The 25,490-nt window shown below is 37.8% G+C and carries 23 protein-coding genes and 2 pseudogenes; 11 read left to right on the top strand and 14 right to left on the bottom strand.

The genetic code is table 11. The features are described 5' to 3' along the window. Positions 1–135: 135 nt before the first annotated feature. Entirely contained in the window at positions 136–1,032 is an 897-nt protein-coding gene (locus BBP83_RS04595; protein WP_068886239.1) for a LysR substrate-binding domain-containing protein, read from the bottom strand. Between the two features lie 134 nt (positions 1,033–1,166). Here BBP83_RS04595 and BBP83_RS04590 point away from each other — a divergent pair, with 134 nt between their 5' ends. After that, positions 1,167–2,582, top strand: coding sequence for an aspartate ammonia-lyase (locus tag BBP83_RS04590; protein WP_068886238.1), 1,416 nt, complete (start codon positions 1,167–1,169; stop codon positions 2,580–2,582). A 232-nt stretch (positions 2,583–2,814) separates the two neighbouring features. On the opposite strand, the gene BBP83_RS04585 is transcribed toward BBP83_RS04590, so the two are convergent. The 8 genes from BBP83_RS04585 to BBP83_RS04550 all read right to left on the bottom strand — a co-directional run bounded on the left by BBP83_RS04585 (position 2,815) and on the right by BBP83_RS04550 (position 10,595). Further along, positions 2,815–3,804 carry an SUMF1/EgtB/PvdO family nonheme iron enzyme gene (locus BBP83_RS04585; RefSeq protein WP_068886237.1) on the bottom strand — a complete coding sequence of 330 codons (990 nt, stop codon included), beginning with the start codon at positions 3,802–3,804 and terminating at the stop codon, positions 2,815–2,817. Between the two features lie 33 nt (positions 3,805–3,837). Further along, positions 3,838–5,556 (bottom strand): arylsulfatase, encoded by a 1,719-nt coding sequence (locus BBP83_RS04580; protein WP_068886236.1) that lies wholly within the window; start codon positions 5,554–5,556, stop codon positions 3,838–3,840. A 328-nt stretch (positions 5,557–5,884) separates the two neighbouring features. Continuing rightward, positions 5,885–6,946, bottom strand: coding sequence for an NADH:ubiquinone reductase (Na(+)-transporting) subunit F (locus BBP83_RS04575; protein ID WP_068886235.1), 1,062 nt, complete (start codon positions 6,944–6,946; stop codon positions 5,885–5,887). A 12-nt stretch (positions 6,947–6,958) separates the two neighbouring features. Then, entirely contained in the window at positions 6,959–7,324 is a 366-nt protein-coding gene (locus BBP83_RS04570) for a phenol hydroxylase subunit P4 (RefSeq protein ID WP_068886234.1), read from the bottom strand. A 76-nt stretch (positions 7,325–7,400) separates the two neighbouring features. After that, a complete protein-coding gene (locus BBP83_RS04565; RefSeq protein WP_068886233.1) occupies positions 7,401–8,939 on the bottom strand; it encodes an aromatic/alkene/methane monooxygenase hydroxylase/oxygenase subunit alpha in 1,539 nt (512 codons plus the stop codon). A gap of 60 nt (positions 8,940–8,999) precedes the next feature. Next, a complete protein-coding gene (locus BBP83_RS04560) occupies positions 9,000–9,269 on the bottom strand; it encodes an MmoB/DmpM family protein (RefSeq protein ID WP_068886232.1) in 270 nt (89 codons plus the stop codon). A 12-nt stretch (positions 9,270–9,281) separates the two neighbouring features. Beyond that, a complete protein-coding gene (locus BBP83_RS04555; RefSeq protein ID WP_068886231.1) occupies positions 9,282–10,286 on the bottom strand; it encodes an aromatic/alkene monooxygenase hydroxylase subunit beta in 1,005 nt (334 codons plus the stop codon). Between the two features lie 18 nt (positions 10,287–10,304). Then, entirely contained in the window at positions 10,305–10,595 is a 291-nt protein-coding gene (locus tag BBP83_RS04550) for a phenol hydroxylase subunit (RefSeq protein ID WP_068886230.1), read from the bottom strand. 414 nt (positions 10,596–11,009) lie between these two features. Between BBP83_RS04550 and mobR the strand changes: the two genes are divergently transcribed. Then, positions 11,010–12,695, top strand: a complete 1,686-nt coding sequence (gene mobR, locus BBP83_RS04545) for a phenol degradation transcriptional regulator MobR (RefSeq protein WP_068886229.1) — start codon at positions 11,010–11,012, stop codon at positions 12,693–12,695. A 184-nt stretch (positions 12,696–12,879) separates the two neighbouring features. Here the strand turns inward: mobR and BBP83_RS04540 are convergent, their stop codons facing one another. The 3 genes from BBP83_RS04540 to BBP83_RS04530 form a co-directional block, all read right to left on the bottom strand. Further along, positions 12,880–13,527: a 3-oxoacid CoA-transferase subunit B gene (locus BBP83_RS04540; RefSeq protein WP_068886228.1), complete on the bottom strand. Its 648-nt coding sequence runs from the start codon at positions 13,525–13,527 to the stop codon at positions 12,880–12,882. A gap of 3 nt (positions 13,528–13,530) precedes the next feature. Then, entirely contained in the window at positions 13,531–14,235 is a 705-nt protein-coding gene (locus BBP83_RS04535; protein ID WP_068886227.1) for a CoA transferase subunit A, read from the bottom strand. A 200-nt stretch (positions 14,236–14,435) separates the two neighbouring features. Next, on the bottom strand, positions 14,436–15,329 hold the full coding sequence (locus BBP83_RS04530; protein WP_068886226.1) for a LysR family transcriptional regulator: 894 nt from the start codon (positions 15,327–15,329) through the stop codon (positions 14,436–14,438). 286 nt (positions 15,330–15,615) lie between these two features. Between BBP83_RS04530 and BBP83_RS04525 the strand changes: the two genes are divergently transcribed. The 8 genes and pseudogenes from BBP83_RS04525 to BBP83_RS14920 form a co-directional block, all read left to right on the top strand. After that, on the top strand, positions 15,616–16,602 hold the full coding sequence (locus tag BBP83_RS04525) for a quinone oxidoreductase family protein (RefSeq protein ID WP_068886225.1): 987 nt from the start codon (positions 15,616–15,618) through the stop codon (positions 16,600–16,602). A gap of 12 nt (positions 16,603–16,614) precedes the next feature. Beyond that, positions 16,615–17,463: a TauD/TfdA dioxygenase family protein gene (locus tag BBP83_RS04520; protein WP_068886224.1), complete on the top strand. Its 849-nt coding sequence runs from the start codon at positions 16,615–16,617 to the stop codon at positions 17,461–17,463. 61 nt (positions 17,464–17,524) lie between these two features. Next, positions 17,525–18,574, top strand: a complete 1,050-nt coding sequence (locus BBP83_RS04515; protein WP_068886223.1) for a beta-keto acid cleavage family enzyme — start codon at positions 17,525–17,527, stop codon at positions 18,572–18,574. Between the two features lie 187 nt (positions 18,575–18,761). Beyond that, entirely contained in the window at positions 18,762–19,583 is an 822-nt protein-coding gene (locus tag BBP83_RS04510; RefSeq protein WP_068886222.1) for an SDR family NAD(P)-dependent oxidoreductase, read from the top strand. 19 nt (positions 19,584–19,602) lie between these two features. Beyond that, positions 19,603–20,343 carry a carboxymuconolactone decarboxylase family protein gene (locus BBP83_RS04505; protein WP_068886221.1) on the top strand — a complete coding sequence of 247 codons (741 nt, stop codon included), beginning with the start codon at positions 19,603–19,605 and terminating at the stop codon, positions 20,341–20,343. Between the two features lie 77 nt (positions 20,344–20,420). Further along, entirely contained in the window at positions 20,421–21,815 is a 1,395-nt protein-coding gene (locus tag BBP83_RS04500; protein WP_068886220.1) for an MFS transporter, read from the top strand. Between the two features lie 52 nt (positions 21,816–21,867). Further along, positions 21,868–23,667 carry a DUF1302 domain-containing protein gene (locus BBP83_RS04495; protein WP_245669711.1) on the top strand — a complete coding sequence of 600 codons (1,800 nt, stop codon included), beginning with the start codon at positions 21,868–21,870 and terminating at the stop codon, positions 23,665–23,667. A 52-nt stretch (positions 23,668–23,719) separates the two neighbouring features. Beyond that, positions 23,720–23,887, top strand: a pseudogene (locus BBP83_RS14920) (IS5/IS1182 family transposase); the annotation flags it as partial. 23 nt (positions 23,888–23,910) lie between these two features. Here the strand turns inward: BBP83_RS14920 and BBP83_RS04490 are convergent. Continuing rightward, a complete protein-coding gene (locus BBP83_RS04490; RefSeq protein ID WP_068886218.1) occupies positions 23,911–24,138 on the bottom strand; it encodes a helix-turn-helix domain-containing protein in 228 nt (75 codons plus the stop codon). A 75-nt stretch (positions 24,139–24,213) separates the two neighbouring features. Here BBP83_RS04490 and BBP83_RS04485 point away from each other — a divergent pair, with 75 nt between their 5' ends. After that, a complete protein-coding gene (locus BBP83_RS04485) occupies positions 24,214–24,699 on the top strand; it encodes a hypothetical protein (protein ID WP_068886217.1) in 486 nt (161 codons plus the stop codon). A gap of 436 nt (positions 24,700–25,135) precedes the next feature. Here BBP83_RS04485 and BBP83_RS04480 read toward each other — a convergent pair. Next, positions 25,136–25,489 (bottom strand): annotated as a pseudogene (locus tag BBP83_RS04480) (hypothetical protein); the annotation flags it as partial. Position 25,490 lies beyond the last annotated feature (1 nt).

Raw genomic sequence — 25,490 nt, 5'->3', positions numbered from 1 at the left:
TTTTATTTGAGAAGATACTTTATAGAAGCTAGGTTTAATGTATTTTAGGTTGAGTATTAAAAATAGAAAAATCAAAACTTTTTAAAATAAATAAGATTTATATAATAAAATTGTAGCGAGTAAAATAATATAGAATTAACTTTTATTATTTTGGTTTGTTAATATATTCCAAATATAATTAATTTTATTTGAAAATACCATTTCTCGTCTAATAATATATACATCTTGAAATAAATTATATTGATTGCAATAAACCACTTTTAATTTATTTTCATGAAGCTCTTTTTCAACCAATAATTTAGGTAGCCATGCAATACCTAAGCCTTGTGAAACTAACTCTTTTAAATCACCCGCATTATCTGTTTCATATAAAGTTCGATAATCTAATTTATTTTCAATTGCATCATCAACACAATTTCTTAAGTATGCTTGTTTACTATAAGCCAACAAAGGAAATGTCTGCTCAAATGAGTATTTAGCAGAGCCATCATCATTTAATGCGGTTATAGGAAGTATTTCCATTTCAAAAATTTTATGAAATACAAAAAAAGATAAATCAAATTGCTGTAAAGTTTTCTGATCACAATAAGCAATTAGAAAATCACACGAACCATCTTTCAGTAAGCGTATTCCTTGTTTAAGATTTGCTGCAATAATTTCTAATTTTAGATCTTCCATGGTGGTTGATAATTCATGAATAAAGCGTGGGAAAAACTGCGTGATTAAGGAATGTGATACTGAAAATTTAACGGTTAATTCATTGTTTTTAACATTTTTTTCTAGGTATTTTATGGTTGTATCTAACTGATTTTTTATATTTTTTGAAGATGATAGTAGAATTTGTCCTGCTTCTGTAAAATCAATATTTTTACTATATCGTTTTAAAATTTGAAACCCTAACGCATTTTCAATGTTCTGAATTCTACGTGTAAATGCAGATTGTGTGACGTGTCTTACTTCCGCCGCTTGCGAGATAGATTTTTCTTGTTCTAGTGCAAGTAAATCTTCAATCCATCGAATTTCTAAAGTCATCATCAATCCTTAATACATGCTTTTATGAATTATAATCTATTATGCAAAAAATGCATGCAGTAATATTTTTTTACATTAGAAAAAAAGTAGCCCGCACTCTAAGATGAATGTATAGGAAACAAGAGTCTAATTAAATGAATATCAAGATGAATACACGCACCGAAAAAGATTTATTGGGTTATAAAGAAATTCCTGCTCATTGCTATTATGGTGTCCAAACCTTAAGAGCAATGGAAAACTTTAATTTAAGTCAAAATAAACTCAGTCAATTTCCTGTTTTTATTAAAGCACTTGCAATGGTTAAATCTGCATGTGCGCATGCGAATTTTAAATTAAATAATCTTGATGAAAATAAAAATAATGCCATTCAATATGCTTGCCAACAAATTTTGAATAATCAATATCATGATCAATTTCCAATTGATATGATTCAAGGTGGTGCGGGTACTTCAACTAATATGAATATCAATGAAGTTCTTGCTAATATTGGTTTAGAATATTTAGAACATTTAAAAGGTGAGTATCAATATTTACATCCAAATAATGATGTGAATATGTCTCAATCTACAAATGACGTTTATCCAACAGCCATTAAAGTTGGGTTGATTTCTGCAATAGATCAATTAAATACGCCATTTAAAAACTTAATTCAAAGTTTTAAAAATAAGTCAGATGAGTTCGCTCATATTTTAAAAATGGGTCGTACTCAATTACAAGATGCTGTACCAATGACTTTGGGGCAAGAGTTTGGCGCTTTTGCAACCACACTACAAAATGATTTGAATAAACTCAATCAAATCATGCCTGATGCTTTAAGTGTTGTGAATTTGGGCGGGACTGCCATTGGAACAGGCATCAATACCGAAGTTCAATATCGTGAGTATGCGATTGCCTCATTATCAGAAATGACGCAACGAAATATGAGTAGCGCACCCGATTTAATTGAAGCAACTTCAGATATGGGTGATTTCGTTTTATTGTCGAGCTTGTTAAAACGTACAGCTATTAAACTATCAAAAATTTCGAATGACTTACGTTTACTTTCGAGTGGGCCTCGCGCAGGTTTAAATGAAATTCATTTAGAACCCCGTCAACCGGGGAGTTCAATTATGCCCGGTAAAGTTAATCCCGTTATTCCAGAAGCAATGAATTTGGTGTGTTTTCAAGTTATTGCTAATGATTTGGCAATTACTCTGGCTGCAGAAGCGGGGCAATTACAACTAAATGCCATGGAGCCTTTGATTGCGTTCAAACTGTTCGAATCTATCGACTTATTAGGCAAAGCCATGCAGATGTTCCAACATAAATGTATTGAAAATATACGTGCCAATGCTGAACATTGTCAGGCCTTGGTCGAAAATTCAATTGGTATTATTACCGCGTTGAACCCGTATTTGGGTTATGAAACGACAACTCGTATTGCGAAACAAGCCAATGAATCAGGTCAAAGCGTTTTGGCGTTAATTAAAGCCGAAAATTTACTTTCAGAGCAAATTTTGGCAGATGTGTTAGCTGTTAATAATATGGTACAGCCTAAGCAATGTGCTTAATTATCAGTTTGAATTAATCGGTGTATATATGTAACAAGGAACCAATAATAGGTTCCTTTTTACTTTGGATTTTTTAAATAGAATGGGTTTTTCCATAGAATATCTTAGATATTTATCCATATCGTTTATGGCTGAATCATCCTTTTTATCCATTAGATGTAAACTTTTGGATAGGCTTAACGCTGAAGTCTAAGTTTTTCCTCTATTCCAATACGAATCTACTAAAATAGTTTCATTCTTGCGCGTTTTTAACGGTTCTAAAACCAACATGACTAATTGCAAGATTATATTCTTGTGGTTGTCTGGATGTTGCTCTGTATCTGGCGCAATAATTTGAAGCACATAAATAAGAGCCACCTTTAATAGTGTAAGCCGAATATTGTGAGGCTGTTCGTGAAGAGAGTTGAGCTTGCGTCCCAAGATGGTCATCATCATGTGAACCAGTAAAAGGTGTTCGGGTGAGTTCCCAAACATTGCCAATCATGTCAAATAAACCAAAGCCATTGGCTGGAAAGCAACCAACTGGTGCCACATCAGAAAAACCATCTTTTTTGTCATTTTGATAAGGGAATTCTCCTTGCCATACATTGGCATCAATTTGATGTTGATGTGAGGATACATCTCGCTCAGGACTAAATGCTTTGGCTGCATATTCCCATTGTTCTTCCGTCGGTAATTCTGTACCGCGCCATGCTGCATATTTTAAAGCATCATTTAAAGTAATATACCGAACGGGTTCATTGGGAAGTATTTTACGAGAGGACTGAGTACCCCAAGGGTTTTTCCAACTGATATTTTTTTCTAATTTCCACCATTTTAAATCAGCGACCTTTTCATTTGGTTGAGTAAATACCGCAGCTTCATTTTGAGTTTCAGCTTCTGTGATATAACCCGTTGCATCTACAAAGGATTGAAACTGGGCATTGGTGACTTCTGTTGCATCGATATAAAAATCAGCGACGTTACGGGTGCTATTGAGTAGGGACTTTTCTTCTGGATAAGCCTCATTATTACCAATGCTATAACTTCCGCCTTGAATTTTAACCATGCCAGAAAGTGGGTCTTGAGACCATTTTTCAGGTAACCCGCTATACTTTTGACAACTTTGTAAATTTCCTAAAGTCGGTACGTTTTGCCCGTCTTGTACTTTGGGTTGATGGCTTGATGAACATCCTTGTAAAGCAAGCACAACCGATATACATAAAATTGTAGATTTATACATCACGTTAACATCCTTGTTATCTGTGTATGTCAATTATGGATTTGACAGGTTCTTAATTTCTTCAGGGCCTATACATTTACCATAAAAGCAATTCATTTGCCCATAACGGTATCTGACAGGGGCTGAAACAACACCAACGCGTTGTGCATAGGCTTCCCAATCTTTAACCAATTCATTTAATTTTTTAGGATATTGCGTTGCGATACTCTGTTTTAAAGTCGGATCATCTTTACGATTGTATAATTCCCACTGACCCGTACCGTAAGGTGGTTCTTCAAAACGAATACTCCAATCGCCTTTATAGAGTGATTTCTTATTATTGAATTCCCATCCAATGGCACGTTCAGGAAGAGTTTTTCCTTTAAATACAGAAATAAAGGATTGTCCTTGCATTGGAATAAGTGTCTGGTTGCCATTTGTTGTTGGACGCGTTGTTTCAGTCAGTTCAAGAACAGTCGGCACAAAGTCAGAAACATGAAGCAGATTCTTTTGAACTGAATTGGCTTTGACCATTTTAGGGTAGCGAATAATGGCTGGAACATGGATACCGCCATCGGCTAAGAAGCTTTTAAAATAAGGCAGTGGAGTCGAAGCCACTTGAGCCCATTGTGGCCCCAAAGTGACATAAGAACCTTTTTTACCCATATTTTCTAAGCGATTATCAAAGTTCTCGTTGACCCAAGCCGCAATACCTTCCTTATCTTCAGTGGTACCTAAAGATTCTGGGCTGGCAGACTCAGCACCATTATCTGACATAAATAAAACCACAGTATTATCTAAGTCTTTAGTTGATTGTAGGTAATTTAATACACGACCAATATTATGATCAAGATTATCAATCATTGCTGCGTACACTTGCATGGTTTTGACTTGCTCAGCTTTTTGTTGTGCATTTAGCTGATTCCAGTTTTTGAAGACGCCAAGCAATGGGTCGTTAATTTTTGCATTGGCTGGAATAACACCAAGTTTAAGTAGTTTTTTAAAGCGCGCTTCACGAATTTTGTCATAGCCTTCGGTATAGGCATGCTCATATTTCTTTAAATATTGATCGGGTGCTTGTAATGGCCAATGTGGTGCTGTGTAGGCCAAATAGGCAAAGAAAGGCTGATTCTTTTCCCGATGATCTTTGAGATAAGAAATCATTTTATCTGTATAAAAATCAGATGAATAAAATTTTTCAGGTAAGGCTTCTTCTTTTCCATTATTTAAGTAGCGCGCTTTATAGTTGCCCGGGAACATTGGGCTAGAGTCAAAATGTGCGGCTCCACCTTGGAGAAGGGCAAAAGAGTTAGAGAAGCCACGTGCGCTAGGAATGCTTTCAGGTGTTCCACCTAAGTGCCATTTTCCTGCCATGAACGTTGCATATCCATTTTGCTTTAAGACTTCCGCAATGGTAATGACTTTATCATTTAAGCGACCTTCATAACCCAGTTTACCTTTTTGCTCGGGTTGTAAAAACTCACTCATAGAGCCAATGCCCGCTTGGTGGTTGTCATTGCCAGTCAGTAGCATGGAACGAGTGACAGAGCAGGTCGGGCCCGCATAGAAATTAGAAAGGACAGCCCCTTGAGTGGCTAGCTTTTTAAGATTAGGTGTATGTATTTCTCCACCAAACGGTTCTGTATCAGAGAAACCTAAATCATCGGCAACAATCAGTAAGATATTTGGTTTTTGTGTTTGCGCTGCAAAAGCTGTGCTATTCAGTAATAAGGTTGGAATAAAGCATGCCAACGCTATTTGTTTAAATTTCATAAGAATTCCTTTTTTATGAACAAAAATCAGTTATTTGTGTCGCGACGTTCTATGTCAGAAATTGGCGCTTGAGTTCAGTTTTCTAAGAACTCGGTATTAAATTTCATGTGTTTCAATCGCTTTTACTGGCTAAAAAACGATGAACTAGTTGTATTTACATCTCTTGGTTTAATCAGCGGGTTTATTTATGGATGTTTCATCAGCTCCTTTGATGTATTAAAAATGGAATGAAATGACCTGTAACGATGATGAAACAGATCATTGCGATAGTGAGCAAACGATTTTTGATATTCAACAGTATCTGAGATATCAGCCATGATATAAATGCTTAAATATGCCTAAATAAAGCTGAACGAGATTGGTCAGAAGCGCCATCAGCGGCACTTAAGAAACGCTCGGTATGAATATCTTTTTCAAATAGGCGACTTTGCATTAAAGTCGAAATGGCAGCATCAATCATGGGTGGTGGGCCACATAAATAGGCTTTATGACCACTGCATTTATGTTCAAAATAATCTGCCACGGCTTCGTGTACAAAACCTGTAAATCCTGTCCAGTGATCTTCTGCTTTGGGTGCATTCAGTGCTGGAATGTAGCGGAAGTTAGGGTAGTCCTTCACAAGATTTTCAAAGATTTCATGGTTATACAGTTCAGAAACATCACGCGCACCTTGGAACAAATAAATAGTACGGTTATCACCTTGTTCCAATAGATCCAAAATCATCGATTGTGGGCTAGATAAACCTGAGCCACCTGCAATAAAAATGGCATCTTTTTCATCGGATTTACGGACAAAGAATTGTCCATATGGCCCAGAAACCTCCAGTTCATCGCCTACTTGTAGGGTTTCATGCACATAAGTGGTGGCTGCACCGCCTTGTACTTGACGAATATGGAGTTCAATAATGCCTTCTTCACTTGGCGAGTTCGCGATAGAAAATGCGCGTGTTCCTTCAATATTTGGTAATTGAAGATTGATGTATTGCCCAGCCTGAAACTCCATTGGACGGTCAATCTGTAAACGTAGCCCTTTAATGGTCGGTGACAGTTGTGTGATCTCTAAAACTTTGGCTTGATAGTCTTGGATTAAATAGCCTAAGAAATCCTCATCTTCATCGACATCGGCTTCAATCACCATGTCAGATTCAGGTTTACAGCAACAGGCGAGGACTTTATTTTCTTCACGCTCAATATCCATCAGCGCAAAAGGGGAGGCTTCACCGACATCATAAAAACCGTCAGTGACTTGAACTTTACAGGTGCCACATGTGCCGTGCCCACAGGCAAAGGGTAACCAAACGCCTTGACGTAAAGCTGCGTCTAAAATGGTTTGATTTTCTTCGACTTCAATGGTCATGCCCACAGGTTCAATCGTGACTTGATAACTCATGATGTTTCTCCCTTATACATGCGTGCCGTTGTAGCCATTTAAACCGGGCGTCACAAAACGCAGTAGAGATTTATGATCAAAACCTAAATCAGCCAAGCTTTTAGAAAAATCTATATCTGTTAAAAGTTGACGATTCAAAGTGAATTGTACGGTTGACCAATTGATATGTTCAAAGTCTGGATGTTGATTGAAGCCTACCTGAATTTGCTGATCAATTAAGTCTTGTAAGCTTTGTTGTGGTGATACTACAAAAGCATGCGCCGCACAAAAGAGAGTGTGATTATCCCACCCTACATAGAGCAACATGTTGTCGCCGTAATTTTTTTGTGCATCACGTGCATCAAATTCATAATGTTGTTGAATGGCTTGTACTGGCATGAGAAAACTCCTAAATTCCTTGTGTGAAGCCATCCCGAAATTTTTATTCATGAGATGACTTCTGATCCTTTATTCTTTAAGCGGTTTGACCTTTCCATTTTCTCCAACGTTCTTGGTCTGGAGAACCTTCAATATCAAGGTTGTCTGCACCGACGTTAAAGTTGTAATAGTCACGTAAAATGCTTTCTAAATCTGGACCACCACAGTTGCCTTGTAAAATTTGGTTCACTGGCAACCACGCTTGAATATATTTTTCAGGTTCACGTTCAAAAATGTCATGACAGCCGTCTGAACAGGTGTGGTAACGCTCACCTTTATAAATACTGTCGCGGTAGCTAAACATAGTCGGGTCGCCATCCATTTCCGTAAAGGTCATTGGAATCTGACAGATTTGGCACAGTTGCGGTAAGCCATTGCTATAGAAGCGTTTACCTTCAGCTTCTAACTTACGCGCCAATTCCCATTTTGGACGGTAATATTTATCAAAAGTATCTGGATATTTCTCAGATAACCAATCCATTTCTTCATCGGTTGGAATCCAGGTATGGAAACCAGCAGCATGGCCAAAGTTATAGAAAATCCACCATGCTTGATGTGAAATATGCTCTTTTTCTTTCACAATCACGTCTGAATATTTCGGCATACGAATACCGTAACGGCTGAGGTCTTTAAATAACGCACCGCCCGCTTCTTCGAAATAGGTTTCCCATGCTTCTTTCCAAGACATGACTTTATTTGGCAGCATGTAATCCATCATCATGCCGACAATAGACAGCAGGCGAGTACCACGCCAGAACCATTTATCAATCCATTCCTGAACAATTGGCACGTTATCTTCATGCTGTTCCAGTAAGAATTTGACAATTTCCAAACCTAAGGTCATGTGACGTGCTTCATCCGACTGTGCACTAAAGCCAAAGGTTACAGTGGCCATGTCACCGTTATAGGCCGCACCTGACATGAACGGCACAAACAATAAGTTGGTCAGCACATATTCAAAAGAGAAACTAATCGCCAATAAGAACTCGAATGGGCCTGCTGAACGTGCATCTTCAAAGAAAGATTTTGGTACAGACAGATACCAAACGCGGTCATGCATGTGTGCCCAGTCTTGGAAGCCATCAAAGAATTTGTTGTAATGGCTCATGGCATGAATTTGCGTTTGTACATGACGCAGCTCATCAATCGATTGCATTTGTGATGCAATACGTGCACCGATACCGCTAAATTGGCGGCCGACATGTGCATAACCTTGATACGCCTGATATTCCAGTGGCGTGACTGCGGTTAAGAACAGTTTAATGGCATTGAGATAGCGTTCATTGCTGACATTCATCTGACCGTTATTTTGAGAAAATGCATCAAAAATGGCATACAATTTTTTCTCTTTTTCTGCCTGATATTTCCAGTACGAGTCCATGGTTAAACGGAACGGGTCTTCCCATTTTGACCAATCTGTAATTTTAATCCCTTCAAATTCTTCGTAAGGAAAAGCCTCTTTACGATCTGCATAGGAAAAATCCCAATCTAGATCACGGGTCAACATACGGTAACGGTCTTTCGCATTGAGCTTTTTAGTTGCAGTTTTGGTCGCACTTTTTGCTTGGCTATTCATCTTGATCATCCTTTTCAATCTGTTGAAGCGCTTGGCTTCTGATATTTTTTCCGTGTGGGATTAATTCCACTGCAAGGTAAAAGTGTCGTCATCTTCGTCAACGTTGCCACCTAAGGTGATCATGTTGAGTTGTAGCTCTTGAATGTCCCAATCCTGTCCCAGTTTTTCAGAAACCGTTTCAGCGCGAACCACTAATTTTCCAATATTTTCCACACGAATCATGGCAGGAAGATATTGAATAGTGGCTTCAGGGTTGTCTTGTTCAATCGCTTCAATGATGTAGCGCGAAGTATCGTTATCTTGTAGTGCCAAATAAACTTTTGAACTCATGTCTGCGTATCCTTATGCAACTGAATCTAATTCGAGGGTTAAACCCGCTTTTTTACTGCGTTCTGCAATCACGGCTAAGCCATTGTCGATTGATGCAGTCCCAAGCGCCGTATTTGCCCATGCACTAAAAGCGTCTGTGACTTCGGGTAACAGAGTGTCTATCCAACCTTGAATTAAGGCTTTATTTTCTTCAGATTCAGCCACCGCTGTTTTTAAAACAGGGTCTGACCATTTGCGTAAATCGGTTAAACAGTCCGTCATAAATTCGGTCAGCATTGCTACATCGCGTGCGCCGTGTTCAACCAACCATTGATCTAGTTTGCCGTAAACCAATTCTTGAATTAAGCTGTCGATGAGTAAGTTTTGTAGGACATACAGTTTGAACCAATCGTGTTCCGTTAAGCTTTGCTCACACAGCTTACGTAGTGGTTGCCAAGTGGCATCATTCATCCAAGCATCTTTGGCTTGCTGTAATGAGTCGCCTGTATTGCCATCCAGAAGTAAACCAATTCGAGACAGGTATTGCGCCATGCCTAAACGATCCATGGCTGCAAAAATACAAGCTTGGGTAATGACTGTGCCATAGCCGTAAGCACTACCCGACATCATGTGTAGGTTGGCGGTTTGTTCGACATAACGAAATGGTAATAAACAAGTGATGATTTTTTGTTTCACTTCATCACTTAAGTTTTCCACCAAATGACGTTTTTCAAAGAATGAATAACTGCTTTCGGCCGTGTCTTGTAAACGCGCGCGATGTTGCACATACGCACCATAATAAAATTGGCGTGGGTCTTTAAACGCATACCAATCTTGCATTTGCAAAGCAGTATGAGTGTGATCATTTAACGTTTTGTCTGGTTTCCATAAGGGGCGATAATGAAAATTGGTCGCACCTTGAATGTCAAAACTGACTTCTTGATAACGCGTCGCAGGTTTTTTACCAAAACGACGTTCGATATAGGCATAGGTTTGACGAATAGGTTCTAAATTGGATGTTTTAATTTCTAAAGTCATCACGATTTCCTTATGGGCTTAAGATTGATCTTCTTGATCTAAATGTTCACGGGCTTGGCTTAAAATGGTGGGTTCAACGCCATAACGCCATTTATCTTCTTGTGCATCATTCCAAGCTTGTTGCTCAGCGGTCATTTCAATGACATGGTTAATTTCACAAAAGTGTTGAAAAGCCTGCTGAGGAAGAATCAGTTCGACAAACAGCGTCGGGTCATGAATTGCGAAGTCAAATTCAACAAACTTGGCATTACGGTCACCTGTGACACGAATATATTTGGTCAGTTGATCTGGTTGTAGGGTTTGAGTCATTGGGATAATCCTTTTATCTCTAACGCTGAAATCATTTCAGCTGTGACGCAATTTTTTGTTCCTTGCTTGTGATATATCAAAAGTCATGCCAACTTTAATTAATGTTTATTAATCATATGTTTATAGTTTTTGTGTTTTTTTTAAATTAATTTTAGAAATAGAACTTCATCGAATGATGAATATAGACATATCGGGTTTCATCAAATCATGAATTGGTGGGGTACAAAGCTAAAAATATATGAACGTGCTTCAATGCATTCTGTGATTTGAATATTTTTATATCTATATGATTTTACAATATTAATTTAAAAATACTTTAATGGTATAAAGTTATAGCCATAAGATAGTGCCGCTTCTTGGTCGGAATTGAGTAAGATAAGGAATCGACCTATAGCCAAGGATGGATATTCAGTCATGCCTCAAGCCAAAGACGCTAAGTTTTATACTCAAATTTTGAAAAAGAACAAAGATATTCAAGATTTATTGGATAAAATTCAGTTTGATAGCCAGCATGGAAAAATTTGGTTTGAAGAAAACCGCATGTTGTTACTCCATACCAGCATCATGGGATTTTTAAGAAAAGACTTGTACAACATGCTGGGGTGGGAACGTACCAAACGATTTTTTATTCGCTTGGGCTATCAGGCAGGTGTACGAGATGCCGAAGTCACTTCTAAGTTACGTCCAAATTTAAATGAAGCAGAAGCATTTATGGCTGGCCCACAAATGCATGGTATTCGGGGCATGGTACAAGTTGAAGTCAATGAACTGCAATTAAGTCATGATAAACATCAATTTTATGCAGATTTTAATTGGCGTAATTCTTTTGAAGCTGAAGTTCATTTAAGTGAATTTGGTGCCTCTGAAGAATCTGCTTGTTGGATGTTATTGGGCTATGCTTGCGGTTATAGCAGTTTTGTCATGGGACAGACCATTATTTATCAAGAAACCCATTGTGTGGCCAAAGGAGATGATTGCTGTCGTATTGTTGGTAAACCCTTAAAGGAATGGCAAAATGCCGATGAACTGATTCAGTTTATGTCCCCCGATCCTGTTTCGGATGAATTAATTGCCTTACAAGCTGAACTGAATGAGTTAAAGAAAAATATCTATACCGATGTAGAAGCGGATTACACCATGTTTAATTCGATTGGTGAATCTGTGGCCTATCGTAAAGTCTGCGACCTTTTGAAAAAAGCGGCAGGCAGTAAGGTTGCTGTATTGCTACAAGGTGAAACAGGCGTAGGGAAGGAAGCTTTTGCGCGGGGGATTCATGAAGGCAGTTCGCGTAAAGGACAGCCTTTTGTTGCGGTAAACTGTGCTTGTATTCCGCCAGATTTAATTGAAGCCGAACTTTTTGGGGTCGAAAAAGGTGCATTTACAGGTGCAACACAAACCCGAAGTGGAAAGTTTGAACGTGCTCATCAAGGGACTATTTTCTTAGATGAAGTGATTGAGCTTTCGCCACGGGCACAAGCCACTTTATTGCGAATGTTACAAGAAGGTGAGTATGAGCGAGTCGGCGATTATCAAACCCGAAAGGCAGATGTACGCTTAGTTGCGGCCACCAATGAAGATTTAGAACAAGCCGTGAAAGAGGGACGATTCCGCGCTGATTTATATTATCGCCTAAATATTTTCCCTGTCATTATTCCACCACTGCGTGAGCGCCGTGACGATATTCCTTTGTTGATTACGCATTTTTTATCCCGTTTTGAAAATATGTATGGCAAGACTTTAAAAGGTTTAAGTGATAGAGCTAAAAACTTTGTGATGACCTATGAATGGCCTGGCAATATTCGAGAACTGGAAAACTTATTGGAGCGAGCAACCTTGCTGACAGATCATCAGCAGGAAATTAAACTCAATCATTTGTTTCCACAAATTAAACAGGATATTGAGCCAAAATCTGAAAACTTAGATTTAAATGCCGTGATACAGGATGGTTTTTGTTTGGAAGATCATGAAAGGCAATTGATTTTGATTGCTATGCAAAAAGCGAATCAGAATGTTTCAGAAGCTGCTCGTATTTTAGGGATTAGCCGCGCTGCATTAGATTATCGTTTAAAAAAGCAGGCAGTGAATGTGAAAGTGGAATAAATGATGGCTAATAAAAATAATCATTTAGTCGTTTCATTTCTAAAGAAGACATGTAATACATCATTCAAAATGTTAAACATTGGTATGCTGTGAATGCAAAAATAGGAGACTGCCTCGTAATGAGGCAGTCTCCTATTGAGCTAGTCTAGCCATTCAATGACTGATTTTTAATAACTCGGTAGATTTAGGCTACTTGCAGATCGGCAATAATTAGCTCTACACCTGTAGCCTGTTGAATTTGTTCCAGTGTGACATCTTTGGCTAATTCAATGAGTTTAACGCCCTCATTGGTAATGTCTAAAACCCCTAAATCTGTAATGATTCGGCTGACAACACCTTTACCTGTTAAAGGCAGTGAACAGTGTTTCAAAATTTTCGGACTACCGTCTTTGGCTGTGTGTTCCATCAGGATAACAATGTTTTGTACGCCTGCAACCAAGTCCATTGCACCGCCCATGCCTTTGACTTTTTTCCCTGGAATCATCCAGTTGGCTAAGTCACCACGTTCAGAGACTTCCATTGCACCTAAAATTGCAAGATTAATATGTCCACCACGAATCATGGCAAAAGATTCTGAGCTAGAGAAAAATGAAGCGCCAGAACGGGCAGTGACGGTTTGTTTACCTGCATTAATTAAGTCGGCATCTACAGTTTGCTCAGTGGGAAATTCACCAATACCCAGTAAACCATTTTCAGACTGTAGCCAGATATTCATATTGTCTGGAATATAATTGGCAACCTGTGTTGGCAGGCCAATACCTAAATTGACATAAAAACCATCTTTAAGTTCTAAGGCAGCGCGTTGCGCCATTTCTGTACGTGTCCATGCCATGGTTTATGCCTCCAGTGCTTTAAGCGTTTTTTGTTCAATATGTTTTACAGGTGTTTCATTTAAGACAATACGGTTGACATAAATGCCTGATAAATGAATATCGTCAGGGTCAATTTCCCCAATTTCAACAATATGTTCAACTTCTGCTACTGTTATTTTTCCAGCCATGGCACATTCGGGATTAAAATTTCGAGCCGTTTTTCTAAAAACTAAATTACCGGCTTTGTCGGCTTTATAGGCTTTAATTAGTGCAATATCTGCTGTTATAGTCGGTTCTAAAATATATTCTTTACCGTTAAATTGACGAACTTCTTTCCCTTCCGCAATGAGTGTTCCTACACCTGTTTGGGTATAAAATGCAGGAATACCTGCACCGCCAGAACGTAATTTTTCGGCTAAAGTCCCTTGTGGGGTCAATTCAACCTCTAATTCGCCACTCAAAAATTGGCGTTCAAATTCTTTATTTTCTCCTACATACGAAGCAATCATCTTTTTAATTTGCTTGGTTTGTAAGAGTTTACCTAAACCAATTCCATCAGTTCCTGCATTATTTGAAATACAGGTTAAGCCTGTTACACCTGTGTCTTTTAAGGCATCAATCAATTTTTCGGGTATACCACAGAGGCCAAATCCTCCGACAGCGATACTTTGATTATTGCTGGCAATATCTGCTAAAGCTTCGTGTGCACTGGCGACAACTTTATTCATCCGATGAACCTTTTTTCTCCTAGATATTTTTTATTATTAGCATTGGCTAACATTTTTTAGAAATTGATTATTTTTAATGAGCAATGAAAAAAAATCATTAATGGATAAATCGGGAGTGATCAATGAAATGATTTTGATGTTCATCTAAGCCCCATCAATTTATTGAGATGTGATGCCCTAAACCTGAGGAGCGGTACATTTTATTGCTGAGGGAAAAATGGATGAGTCGATATCATGTCAATAAATTCAGAGGAAATATTCGAAAGTTGAAAGTCCTTTTTATAAATAATGCCCAACTGTAATTGCACGTTTACATCTAAAATTTCAAGGACAGCAATCTGTTTTAAATCGATACATTTTTGAAATTGTCGCGGAATGACACTGACGCCCATGCCATTCGCCACAAAATGAGACAGTGAGCTGATTTGGTGGCATTCCACTTTTAAATCTAGAACAGTGTTATTTTCCAAGCATTTTTTTTCTACAACATGCCTAATGATGGATGGATTTTGTAAGGTAATAAAAGGTGAAGCACATAATTCATGCCATGTGACCTGTTGTGAATTGGCAAAAGGGTGATTTTTCGGAACAATCGCAATAAAGTCTTCTTGAAACAAAGGCTGAAAATTGAGTTGTTCGCAAAATTCGGGCTGAAAGCAAATACCAATTTCAAAAATTCCATCTTGTACATTTTCAATGATTTTTTCATTGGGCACGTCATGAATTGAAAAACTAATATTGGGATGACGCTTTGCAAATTCATGTATTACCGCAGGAAGTACCGCATGTGTGGCAAAGGGCATAGAGGCAATATTTAAGGTGCCACGGTTCAATTTAAAGCGTTGTTTGACATCTTTTTCCATGTCTTCCCAATTGGCCAAGAGCCTTTTAGCATAAGGAATCAAAGACCGTCCTTCAGCGGTCATTTCTACCCGCCGAGTATTACGTTTAAATAGTTTACCACCTAACTCTTCTTCTAAGGTTTTGATGGTGATACTGAGGGCAGACTGGCTGAGATAAAGCTCTGCTGCGGCATTGACATAATTGAGAGTACGGGCAAGCGCTAAAAAAGCTTTTAATTGTTTGAGTGTCATGTTTTGGCTTTACCTACGTTATAAAATCGTATTTCTATCCGATAAACTAAAGACTATAAAGAAAATGTCTACACAACTAAAGATAACAGAGGCGCTAACTTATTCATTAAAAATACAAAATAACGTTAAATAAAAGTTGGTAAATAGTTGTTCTGAGATTCTTAAATTGGTTTGTCGCAAAATGCTAAGTACCTGTCGTCTTATGTCAAGTGGTGGCATTCTGAGTGTTGTAGTTTTAGTAAATGCTTTTAAAGCCCCGAATAAAAATATAGCTATGGATAGGAAAATGACAGTGAATAAAGCAGTACGATTCTACGAATCTGGCTCATCAGAAGTAATGCGTTATGAAGATGTAGAAGTCGGAGAGCCATTGGCTGGGCAAGTGCGCTTACGCCACGTTGCAGTCGGTTTGAATTATGCAGATACATATTTCCGTAACGGTACTTACCCAATTCCATTACCAAATGGCATGGGCGTAGAAGCATCTGGTGTCGTCGAAGCAGTCGGCGAAGGTGTGACCAATGTTCAAGTAGGCGACAGAGTTACTTATACTGGTTTTTTAAACACTTTAGGTGCGTATAGCACGGCACGAACCATTGCTGCAGATGTATTAATTAAACTGCCAGAAGGAATTTCTTGCGAAACCGCTGCAGCCATGACTATGCGTGGTTTAACTTCTGCTTATTTAATGCGTCGTATCTACGATTTTAAAGAAGGCGACACTATTTTGTTGCATGCAGCAGCAGGCGGTGTTGGGCTGATTGTTTCGCAATGGGCAAAATTACTGGGTTTAACCGTGATTGGTACAACTTCTTCTGAAGAAAAAGCAGCAATAGCACGCGCTCATGGTTGCGACCACGTCATTAATTATAGTCATGAAAATGTGGCTGAGCGTGTACGTGAGTTGACCAATGGTGTGGGTGTTAATGTTGTTTTTGACAGTGTGGGTAAAGATACCTTCATGGCGTCATTAGATTCTTTAAAGCGTCGTGGTTTATTGGTTTGTGTCGGCACAGCATCTGGCCCGATTGCAGAATTTAACCCTGCGCTCTTGGCAATGAAAGGCTCACTGTATATTACCCGTCCAGCACTGGCAGATTACATTGCAGACCCAGCAGAAAAACAAGAGTTAGCTCAAGAACTCTTTGATCATGTTTTAAATGGTCGTATTAAAATTGAAATTAATCAGCGCTATGAATTGAAGGATGCAGTTCAGGCACACCGTGACTTAGAAGCACGTAAAACTACAGGATCATCAATTTTTGTAATTTGAAAAGGATTTCTTATGCAAATTGAACAATTAAGCTGCAATATAGGTGCAGAACTCAGCGGTGTACGTTTGGCAGATGCTATTCATGATGATGATTTATTCTCTGAAATTCGTACACACTTGCTCAAACATCATGTTTTATTCTTGAGAGATCAGGATTTAACACGGGCAGAGCATGTTGCATTTGCAGAACGTTTTGGGCAGTTGGAAGATCATCCTGCTGTCGGTAGTCACCCTGATTATCCAGGTTTGGTGCAAATTTATAAAAGCCCAGACAGCCCGATCGATCGTTATGAAAATGCATGGCACAGTGATGCTAGCTGGCGTGAAATTCCCCCAATGGGCTGTGTCTTACGCTGCGTAGAAGCACCGCAGGTAGGTGGGGATACCATGTGGACCAATATGATTTTGGCTTATAACAATTTGCCTGAAGATATTAAAGTGAAGATTGAAGGTTTACGTGCGCGTCATAGTATTGAAGCCAGTTTTGGTGCGGCAATGCCAATCGAAAAACGTTTGGCATTGAAAGCACAGTTTCCAGATGCAGAGCATCCTGTTGTACGTACTCACCCAGAAACGGGCGAGAAAATACTGTATGTCAATGCATTTACAACACACTTTACCAACTACCATACCAAAGAACGCGTTCGTTTTGGACAAGATGCCAATCCGGGGGCAGCAGATTTACTGCGCTATTTAATTTCGCAAGCTTCAATTCCAGAGTATCAAGTTCGTTGGCGCTGGAAGCCAAATAGTATTGCGATTTGGGATAACCGTAGTACACAACACTATGCTGTGATGGATTATCCAGCGTGTCACCGCAAAATGGAGCGGACAGGCATTATTGGTGATGCAACTTACTAGGCTTTAACACGAAATCATTTTATTCAATTTACGATTTATAAAATATAAAAGGAAGATGCATATGCAATTCTTGGATGATTCTTTGCACCCAGAAAACATGGACAAAGTGGTAATTACAGTTGCACCTTATGGCCCTGAGTGGATGCCTCAAGATTTCCCTGAAGATATTCCTGTCACGATGGAAGAGCAAATTGCCAAAGCTGTAGAATGCTACGAAGCGGGTGCAACAGTTTTACATCTACATGTTCGTGAGTTAGATGGTAAAGGTTCAAAGCGTTTATCTAAGTTCAATGAACTGATTGCAGGTGTACGTGCAGAAGTACCTGACATGATTATTCAAGTCGGCGGTTCAATTTCATTTGCACCTGAAAGTGACGGTGAAGCGGCACTGTGGTTGAGTGATGATACTCGTCATAAATTGGCTGAGTTAGACCCTAAACCTGACCAAGTAACAGTTGCAGTCAATACGACGCAAATGAATATTATGGAGCTTTTATATCCAGAATATTTAAAAGGTACATCACTTGAGCATCCTGCAATTCAAGCAGCTTATGCGGAAATGACCGTTCCTGCAGGCCCTGAATGGCTCATTGAGCATTTGAAGCGTTTAGCAGCAAATGGTATCCAACCACATTTCCAATTGACGGGTATGCATGGCTTGGAAACGCTTGAACGTATGGTGCGTAAAGGTCAATACATGGGTCCAATGAACTTAACTTGGATTGGTATTGGCGGTGGTTTTGATGGGCCAAACCCATTTAACTTCTTTAACTTCCTGAACCGTGTTCCAGATGGTTGTACTTTAACCTCTGAGTCATTGCTAAAAAATGTCTTATCGTTTAACACCATGTCTATGGCAATGGGTATGCATGCACGTGTGGGCAATGAAGATACCATCATTGATCATAAAGGTGAGCGTTTCGGTTCGGTTGATCAGATCAAACAAACTGTACGTATTGCACATGAGTTAGGTCGTGATATTGCAAGTGGTCAAGAAGCACGTGAAATTTACCGTATTGGAGTTCAGTACAACAGTATTGAAGAAACCTTATTGGCAAATGGCATGGCACCAAACCGCAAAGTAGGCCAAAAAGGCGTTCCTCAACGCTAGTAATATAGCGAGTCAAAAAAGTTTATATCTACGTAAGTGATCCGGAGTACTTCCCTGTTTTGACGAGATAGAATTAGCAATTAATTTAAAAATTATAACGTTGCAGAGGAGTCTCCCATTAATTATTAAATGGAACATAAATGCCTATTGAATATTGGCATTAAGTTCAAATTAATGGAATAATTACATGAATTTTCAAGATAAAATTGTATTGATAACAGGCGTTGGACCAGGTTTAGGAAAGGCATGTGCAGAAGCTTTCGCGAAAGAAGGCGCTAAATTGGTTATTTGTGATGTAAATAATGAAACATTGTTAGAGACTCAAAGAGTTGTTGAACAATACGGGGGAGAATGCCTAGCGATAAACTGTGATGTATCTTCAAGTGCTCAAGTTTCAGCGATGTTTGAAAAAATTGTTCAACATTACGGTACTTTGGATGTACTCATAAATAATGCTGCTATAACACCAACTACAGAATTAGATACACAGCGTCGTACAGCCTTATATGACTATAACGCGATGCCAGAACCACGTCGTTCTTTAAGTTTTACACGTTGGATTATTGATGATGAATGGGAGCGTTTTTGGGGCGTAAATGTGAATGGTGTATTTTATTGTACACGTGAAGCCTTGAAATTGATGGAACCTCAACGTTCGGGCCGAATTGTGAACGTCGCATCTATTGCAGGTATGTCGAGTAAAAGTGCACATAGTCCTCCTTATAGTGCAACGAAAGGGGCAGTTATTGCATTTACCAAGTCAGTAGCTTATGAAGTCGCTGGCGCTAATATTTTTATTAACGCTTTAGCACCAGGTGGCGTTGCTACACCACAGTTTAATGAATATTTAGACAGTGTTGGTGAAGAAGCTTGTAATCGACTTTGGCAGAGTGTGCCTGCGGGGCGATTTGGAACCTTAGAAGAATATGCGGGAACAGTTTTATATCTCAGTGGTGAACACTATTTAGTCGGACAAGTGATTAGCCCAAATGGTGGGATTGTTATTTAATTTTACAAGGATGTGAAAGATGAATAATACATTTAATTATAATTCCTTACGAGCTTCTGGCTTATTTGATACTACATTTGATGGCATGGCCGAGTGGGAACCCAAGTGGACTGAACAGTTCATGACCTTAGTACAAGAAATTCAATGTAATAATATTCTAGAACCAAAACTAGTGGCATTGATTCGTTTAATACTTGATGTTACTGCAACTCATCTATATGCAGTAGGCGTGGAACGTCATATCAGAAATGCATTGAAAATAGGGGTGAGCCGGACTGAAATTTTAGAGGTTTTTAAATTAGCAAGTATTGTAGGTATACATGCTTGCGCACTTGGTGTGCCAATTTTAGAAAAAGAATTGGAAGCCGCTGGTTTATCAGATGAGGCTTCGGTGTGTATTGAAGAAACTCCAATTTGTGATGAAATGCGCATTCAGGGCAGTTTTAATCCGCTTTGGGAGACAATCTATCGTTGGGACCCACTCTATTTGGAAAATTATTTAAAAATGGGAACAAGTGTATGGAAAAACGGAATTTTGCCACCACTTTGGGTCGAATTTTTGTGCATCGCAGGTGATGTAACTATTACACATATGTGGACACATGGAACTCAACGTCATATCCAAGCTGCATTAGCATTAGGAGCAACACGAGAGCAAATTTTAGAAGTCTTTAAAATTGTGAGTTTACAAGGTATTGAAGTCTGTGAACTCGGTGTACCTCTACTCGAAAAAGCCTTGAAACTACATATTGATATTTAATTACTTAACAGAATGTTGAGCTATTTTAAATAATAAGAATCATTAGTTTTTCGAATAACAAATATAAGGATATTCATGTGAATACGGTGATAGAAAAAGCATCTGTAGATAATATTACGATGACATCTGAAGAACAAAACGCAACTTTCAAAAAAGTAATTTTTAGAATAGTTCCTTTTATATTCTTGGCTTATTTTTTAAATATTGTTGATCGTATCAATATTTCTTTTGCCAAGCTGCAGATGTCTGAAGACTTATTATTAAGTGATGCAGCTTATGGTATTGGGACATCTTTATTTTTTATTGGTTATTTAATCTTTGAAATACCCAGTAATATGTATTTGAAGAGAGTCGGGGCTCGAGCAACCTTAACTAGAATTATGGTGTTGTGGGGGATCCTTACAATTTTAATGAGTACTGTTGAGAGTACTACCAGTTTTTATATTTTTCGTTTTCTCATCGGAATAGCTGAAGCAGGCTTTGTACCAGGTGTAATTTTATATCTAACCTATTGGTTTCCTGGGTTTTTACGTGGGCGTGTCACTTCTATTTTTTTAATGGCTGGTTTAATTGCTGGTATTGTAAATGGCCCTCTAGCAACTTGGATTATGACCACTTTTGATGGCTGGATGGGATTAAGGGATTGGCAAGTATTGTTTGTCATTGAAGGAATTCCAGCCGTGCTGTTAGGGACATTTACTTGGTTTTGGTTGGTTGATAAACCAGAGCAAGCTAAATGGTTAACTGCGCGTGAAAAATTAATCGTAAAGTTAAGTTTGGAAAATGAAAATAAGACTGTTGGACAAGAAAAAAGTTCTTTTAAACAAGTATTTTTAGATCATCGGATACATCTGATTGGAATTGTATTCTTATGTATTTACTCTGCAACAAATACAATTACGTATTGGATGCCGACTCTAATTAAAGAGTTTGGTGTTAAAGATATACGCCATATTGGTTTAACCTCAAGTCTGCCATTTATATGTGCCTTGATTGCCATGTACTTACTATGCCTTAGTTCAGATAAGCATCTTGAACGTCGCTGGCATTTGGCACTGACTATGGCTGTTGGTGCAATCAGTTTTATGTTGTTAGGTTTTGTTCAAAATGATTTGATCCTATCTGTTTTACTACTCACGATTGGTGGCGGTGCATGTTTCTCTGCGGCGACATTATTTTGGACGATTCCACCTGCATATTTATCCGTGAGCGCTGCAGCACTTGGTATTGCATGGATTAATGTATTAGGTAGTCTCTCAGCGGTGATTAGTCCAGCTTTAGTTGGGACAATTAAAACCCAGACAGGAAGCATCTATTTTGCTTTTAGTATTATTGGGATATTGCTCATTTTTGGTGGGATAATCATCTTACTGGCAATGCCAAAACGCTTATTAAAAGAACAAAAAATGATAAATAGTACGCAAAAAAATAAAGTGACAGGTTTTCATATACCAAAAACCGATTCTCAATAAAACACATCGATATGGAAATGATGTAATCAACAAATCTATGGATATAAATGGAATGAAAAACAACAACCTGGTTATTCAGCATATTATTATTTGTGGTTTAATATTTTCAACATCAAAGGTATTAGCGACCAGTTTTGAGCTGGATAAAGATTGGAAGTTAGAAGCGAATACGAGTCTAAGTTTTGGGGCAAGTTGGAGCATGCAAAATCCTGCTGCATCCCTGCTGTATAAACCAGATGCAAATCATATTGGGAAACCAGGATATAGTTTAGACGTCAATGCTGATGATGGGCGAATAAACTTTAGTAAATACGATGCTATTTCGCAAATTATTAAAGGTTTTACCGAATTACGTTTGGAAGGAAAGCAACAAGGTGCAGTACTAAGTACTAAATATTGGTATGACCATGCTTATGAAACAGGGCATGGGGACTTAAAAGCATTTGATGATTCAGCATGGCCTCGACTTGCTAAATTTAAGGGAATAGACCTTTGGGATGCATATTTATGGAAAAATTTTAAATTCGCTAATCAGCAAAACTTAGATGTAAAGCTAGGTAAACATACATTAATTTGGGGAAAATCTAATTTTTTCTTGAATGGTCTAAATTCAGTAAATGCCTATGATTATGGGACAATGAATAGTCCTGGTGGTCATATCCGTGAAAGAATTATCCCCGTTGAAATGTTTTCATTTGTTGCTGGAATCAATGATCATCTTAAAGTCGAAGGTTTTTATCAATTTAAATTCAGACCTTCTGTTATTGATGGGTGCGGGACATTTTTTGAAGTGTCTGATGTAATGCCTGCCAATTGTGGACCGATGCTGATGGCTGGTTTAAAAGACAAATTATCTGAGACAGCATTACAGGCACACAGTTATATTCCACGTACAGAAGATAGAAAACCTAAGGATAGTGGACAATATGGTATCGCATTAAAACAAACGATACCGAGCTTAAATAATGCTGAACTAGGTCTTTATTACGCTAACTACCACAATCGAATTGCGAACTTTGATGCAACAACTGTAAAAGCCGTAGGTGCCGAAAATTTTAATACAGCCGCATTTTTTGCAGTTTATCCTGAAAATATTGAAATGTTTGGATTAAGTCTGGCAGGGAAATTAGGTACCACATCTATTTATAGTGAGTTAAATTTCAAACCTAATCAACCATTGCAACTCAATGGTCCAGATTTGGTGTATTACCAGATCTTAGATCCCGCAACACCATTTACTCCTCCAGGAGTCGCACCTGGATTGGATGAGTATATTCAAGGCTATGTCCGCTTACCAGTAACGCAGTTTTCTATTGGAGCGACAAATAGTATTCCGAATATTTTGAGTGCAAATTCTTTGACTTGGTCTGCTGAATTTGCAGCAAATCATATAGCAGATATAGGTAATAATCGTATTGGTCGAAGCAGTGCTTTTAGTCGTAGTGAACTTTCAACAGGTGCATACAATCCTGAAACAGGTGAGTTCAAATGTACAGCCTATGGTACCGCAAATCTGTCTAATGAGGTTATAGATGATTTGAATAAAAAATTCTGTAATCGAGATGGCTTTTTTAGCGAATGGTCGTTAGGTTACAGAATACGTGGTGCACTAAGTTATCAGGATATTTTTCCTGCAACTGTGATTAATCCAAGTTTGACTTTCCGACATGATGTACATGGTTTTAGTCAAAATTTTCAAGAAGGTCAAATGAGTACAGCTATTGCACTGTCGGCAACATATCAGAAAAAATATACAGGAGAAGTTGCTTATACTAACTTTTTTGGATCAAATGAATTCAGTGTTATAGATGATCGTGATTTTGCATCTTTAGTGTTTAAGGTTAATTTTTAACTTCAATAGGCTTTGGTGCACAAATAGGCTTATTCAGTAATATAATTACAACATGAATAAGCCTACACCTAAAGTCTACCGTACAACGAATTGGTCCTCTTATAACCGAGCATTAATAAATTGAGGAAATATTTCCATTTGGTTTGATCCAAAGACTCAGTGCTATGCTCACCCACAAGGCAAACACGAACGAAATCAAACTTATTCTGACGTAGCCATCCTTGGTTAGAGCTCTAGGCTTTTCTATAATTTATTTTTTAGGAAATCAGCTATATTATCATTTAGTGCAATTAACCAATCATGTAATTCAATTAAATCTAAACGTCTTTCCAAATTTTCTACTTTTGCTATATATGATTGATGCTTTTTCAAAGACGTAGCAAGTTGTACCTGAGTAATATCTTTAGACTCACGTAGTTTAGTTAATTCGTTAATAATTGTCCTATATCTAGGATCGTGTATTGAGCTCATGTCTCAAAATGTTGTACTATTTCTTCAAATATCCCAAAATGGGATATTTTTTATGGAAATTTAGCGGTGGAATTTATGTCTTTAAATCATGAGCTTAATTATAGTTTGATAGTTTATTTGTCAAATATTGAGCTTAAAAATAGTGAGTTTAAAATAATATATAAAGGTTTTACAACAGCTTATCCTAGTTTTTCAACTGATGTCTATTATCAGTATATCTATCGTACTGTAAGAAATTTAGCCGATTGTGGATTATTAATTATTCAACAGTTCGACTATTTTTGTAAATATACTTCAAATTATAGTAGTGAGGAACTTTATAATTTTTTGTTAAGGAAAGGTATAAAATTGAATTTCGCAACGGAATTAAATAATGAGGCGAATAAACTTCATATTAATCTTGAAAAAATGCGTTTAGAAATAATATTTTTTGATAAATACATAAAAGAATTTCCATTACTCAAAGATACTATTTTAAAAGTTAAAGAAAATAGTGAACAACAATTAGTTTATTTGGAATCTCAAATTAATGTGCTTAACAAAATTAGGTCGCAAGTGTAAGTCTCTCTCAAGAAGTTACCTTAAGTTTGAAAGTGCTTATCAAATCTGCTACTTATCATTGAATATAGTATAACGTCAAAGGGTAATACTATCGGTAAATAATTGAGCTTAAAAGTAAGAAAATCGAATAACCCTTATCCATTGTGTTAAAGGCGAAACACATGAAGCGACTATGCTAATTTCAAATCCTACGCATAGTGGTGATGGTACGCACCAGATTAAAGAAATACTGTGTAATGGGATTTCTTCCATTTTCTTTTAACTATTTCATCAATTTACGGTATGGAGATCGGTTTTTACAAGAGAGTGCCAAAGGCATCAAATGCTATTACTTTGGGGCATTCATTCATACAATTTTAAGATCAATATTAAAGTTTATTTTGATTTAATGATCAACGGCATCTAAACACACACAAATGTCGCATCTCATTAAACATTACTTAAAAGATAGATATTTTTTTAGAAGATGTGGAGCTAATAAATGATCAACCTTCAAATTGGTTCGTAACTTTACTTCCTCGATAATATCGATAAGAGTTTCAGTATTTTGATGAAGTTGTGATTCTAGTTCATCAATTTGAGTGCGTAAATTTTTATTGGTATTAGTAAGAGCCTGTCTTGTTTTTTTATTCACGTAAAGCTGCTGTTCTTTGGCCTTTAGGTTCAATGGTAAAATTTGCTCTGCCATATAAAGACTAATTAATTTTTTGCGTTCAGAAGAGCTTAAGGTACTCAATCCACCAGATATATAACCTTTGGCTGTTAATCGATCATGTAAAGTCTTATGAGAG

The organism is Acinetobacter celticus (assembly GCF_001707755.1).
Taxonomy (GTDB): Bacteria; Pseudomonadota; Gammaproteobacteria; order Pseudomonadales; family Moraxellaceae; genus Acinetobacter; species Acinetobacter celticus.
Note: the sequence above shows the minus strand (reverse complement) of the source record. Positions and strands in the feature narration are given on the sequence as shown.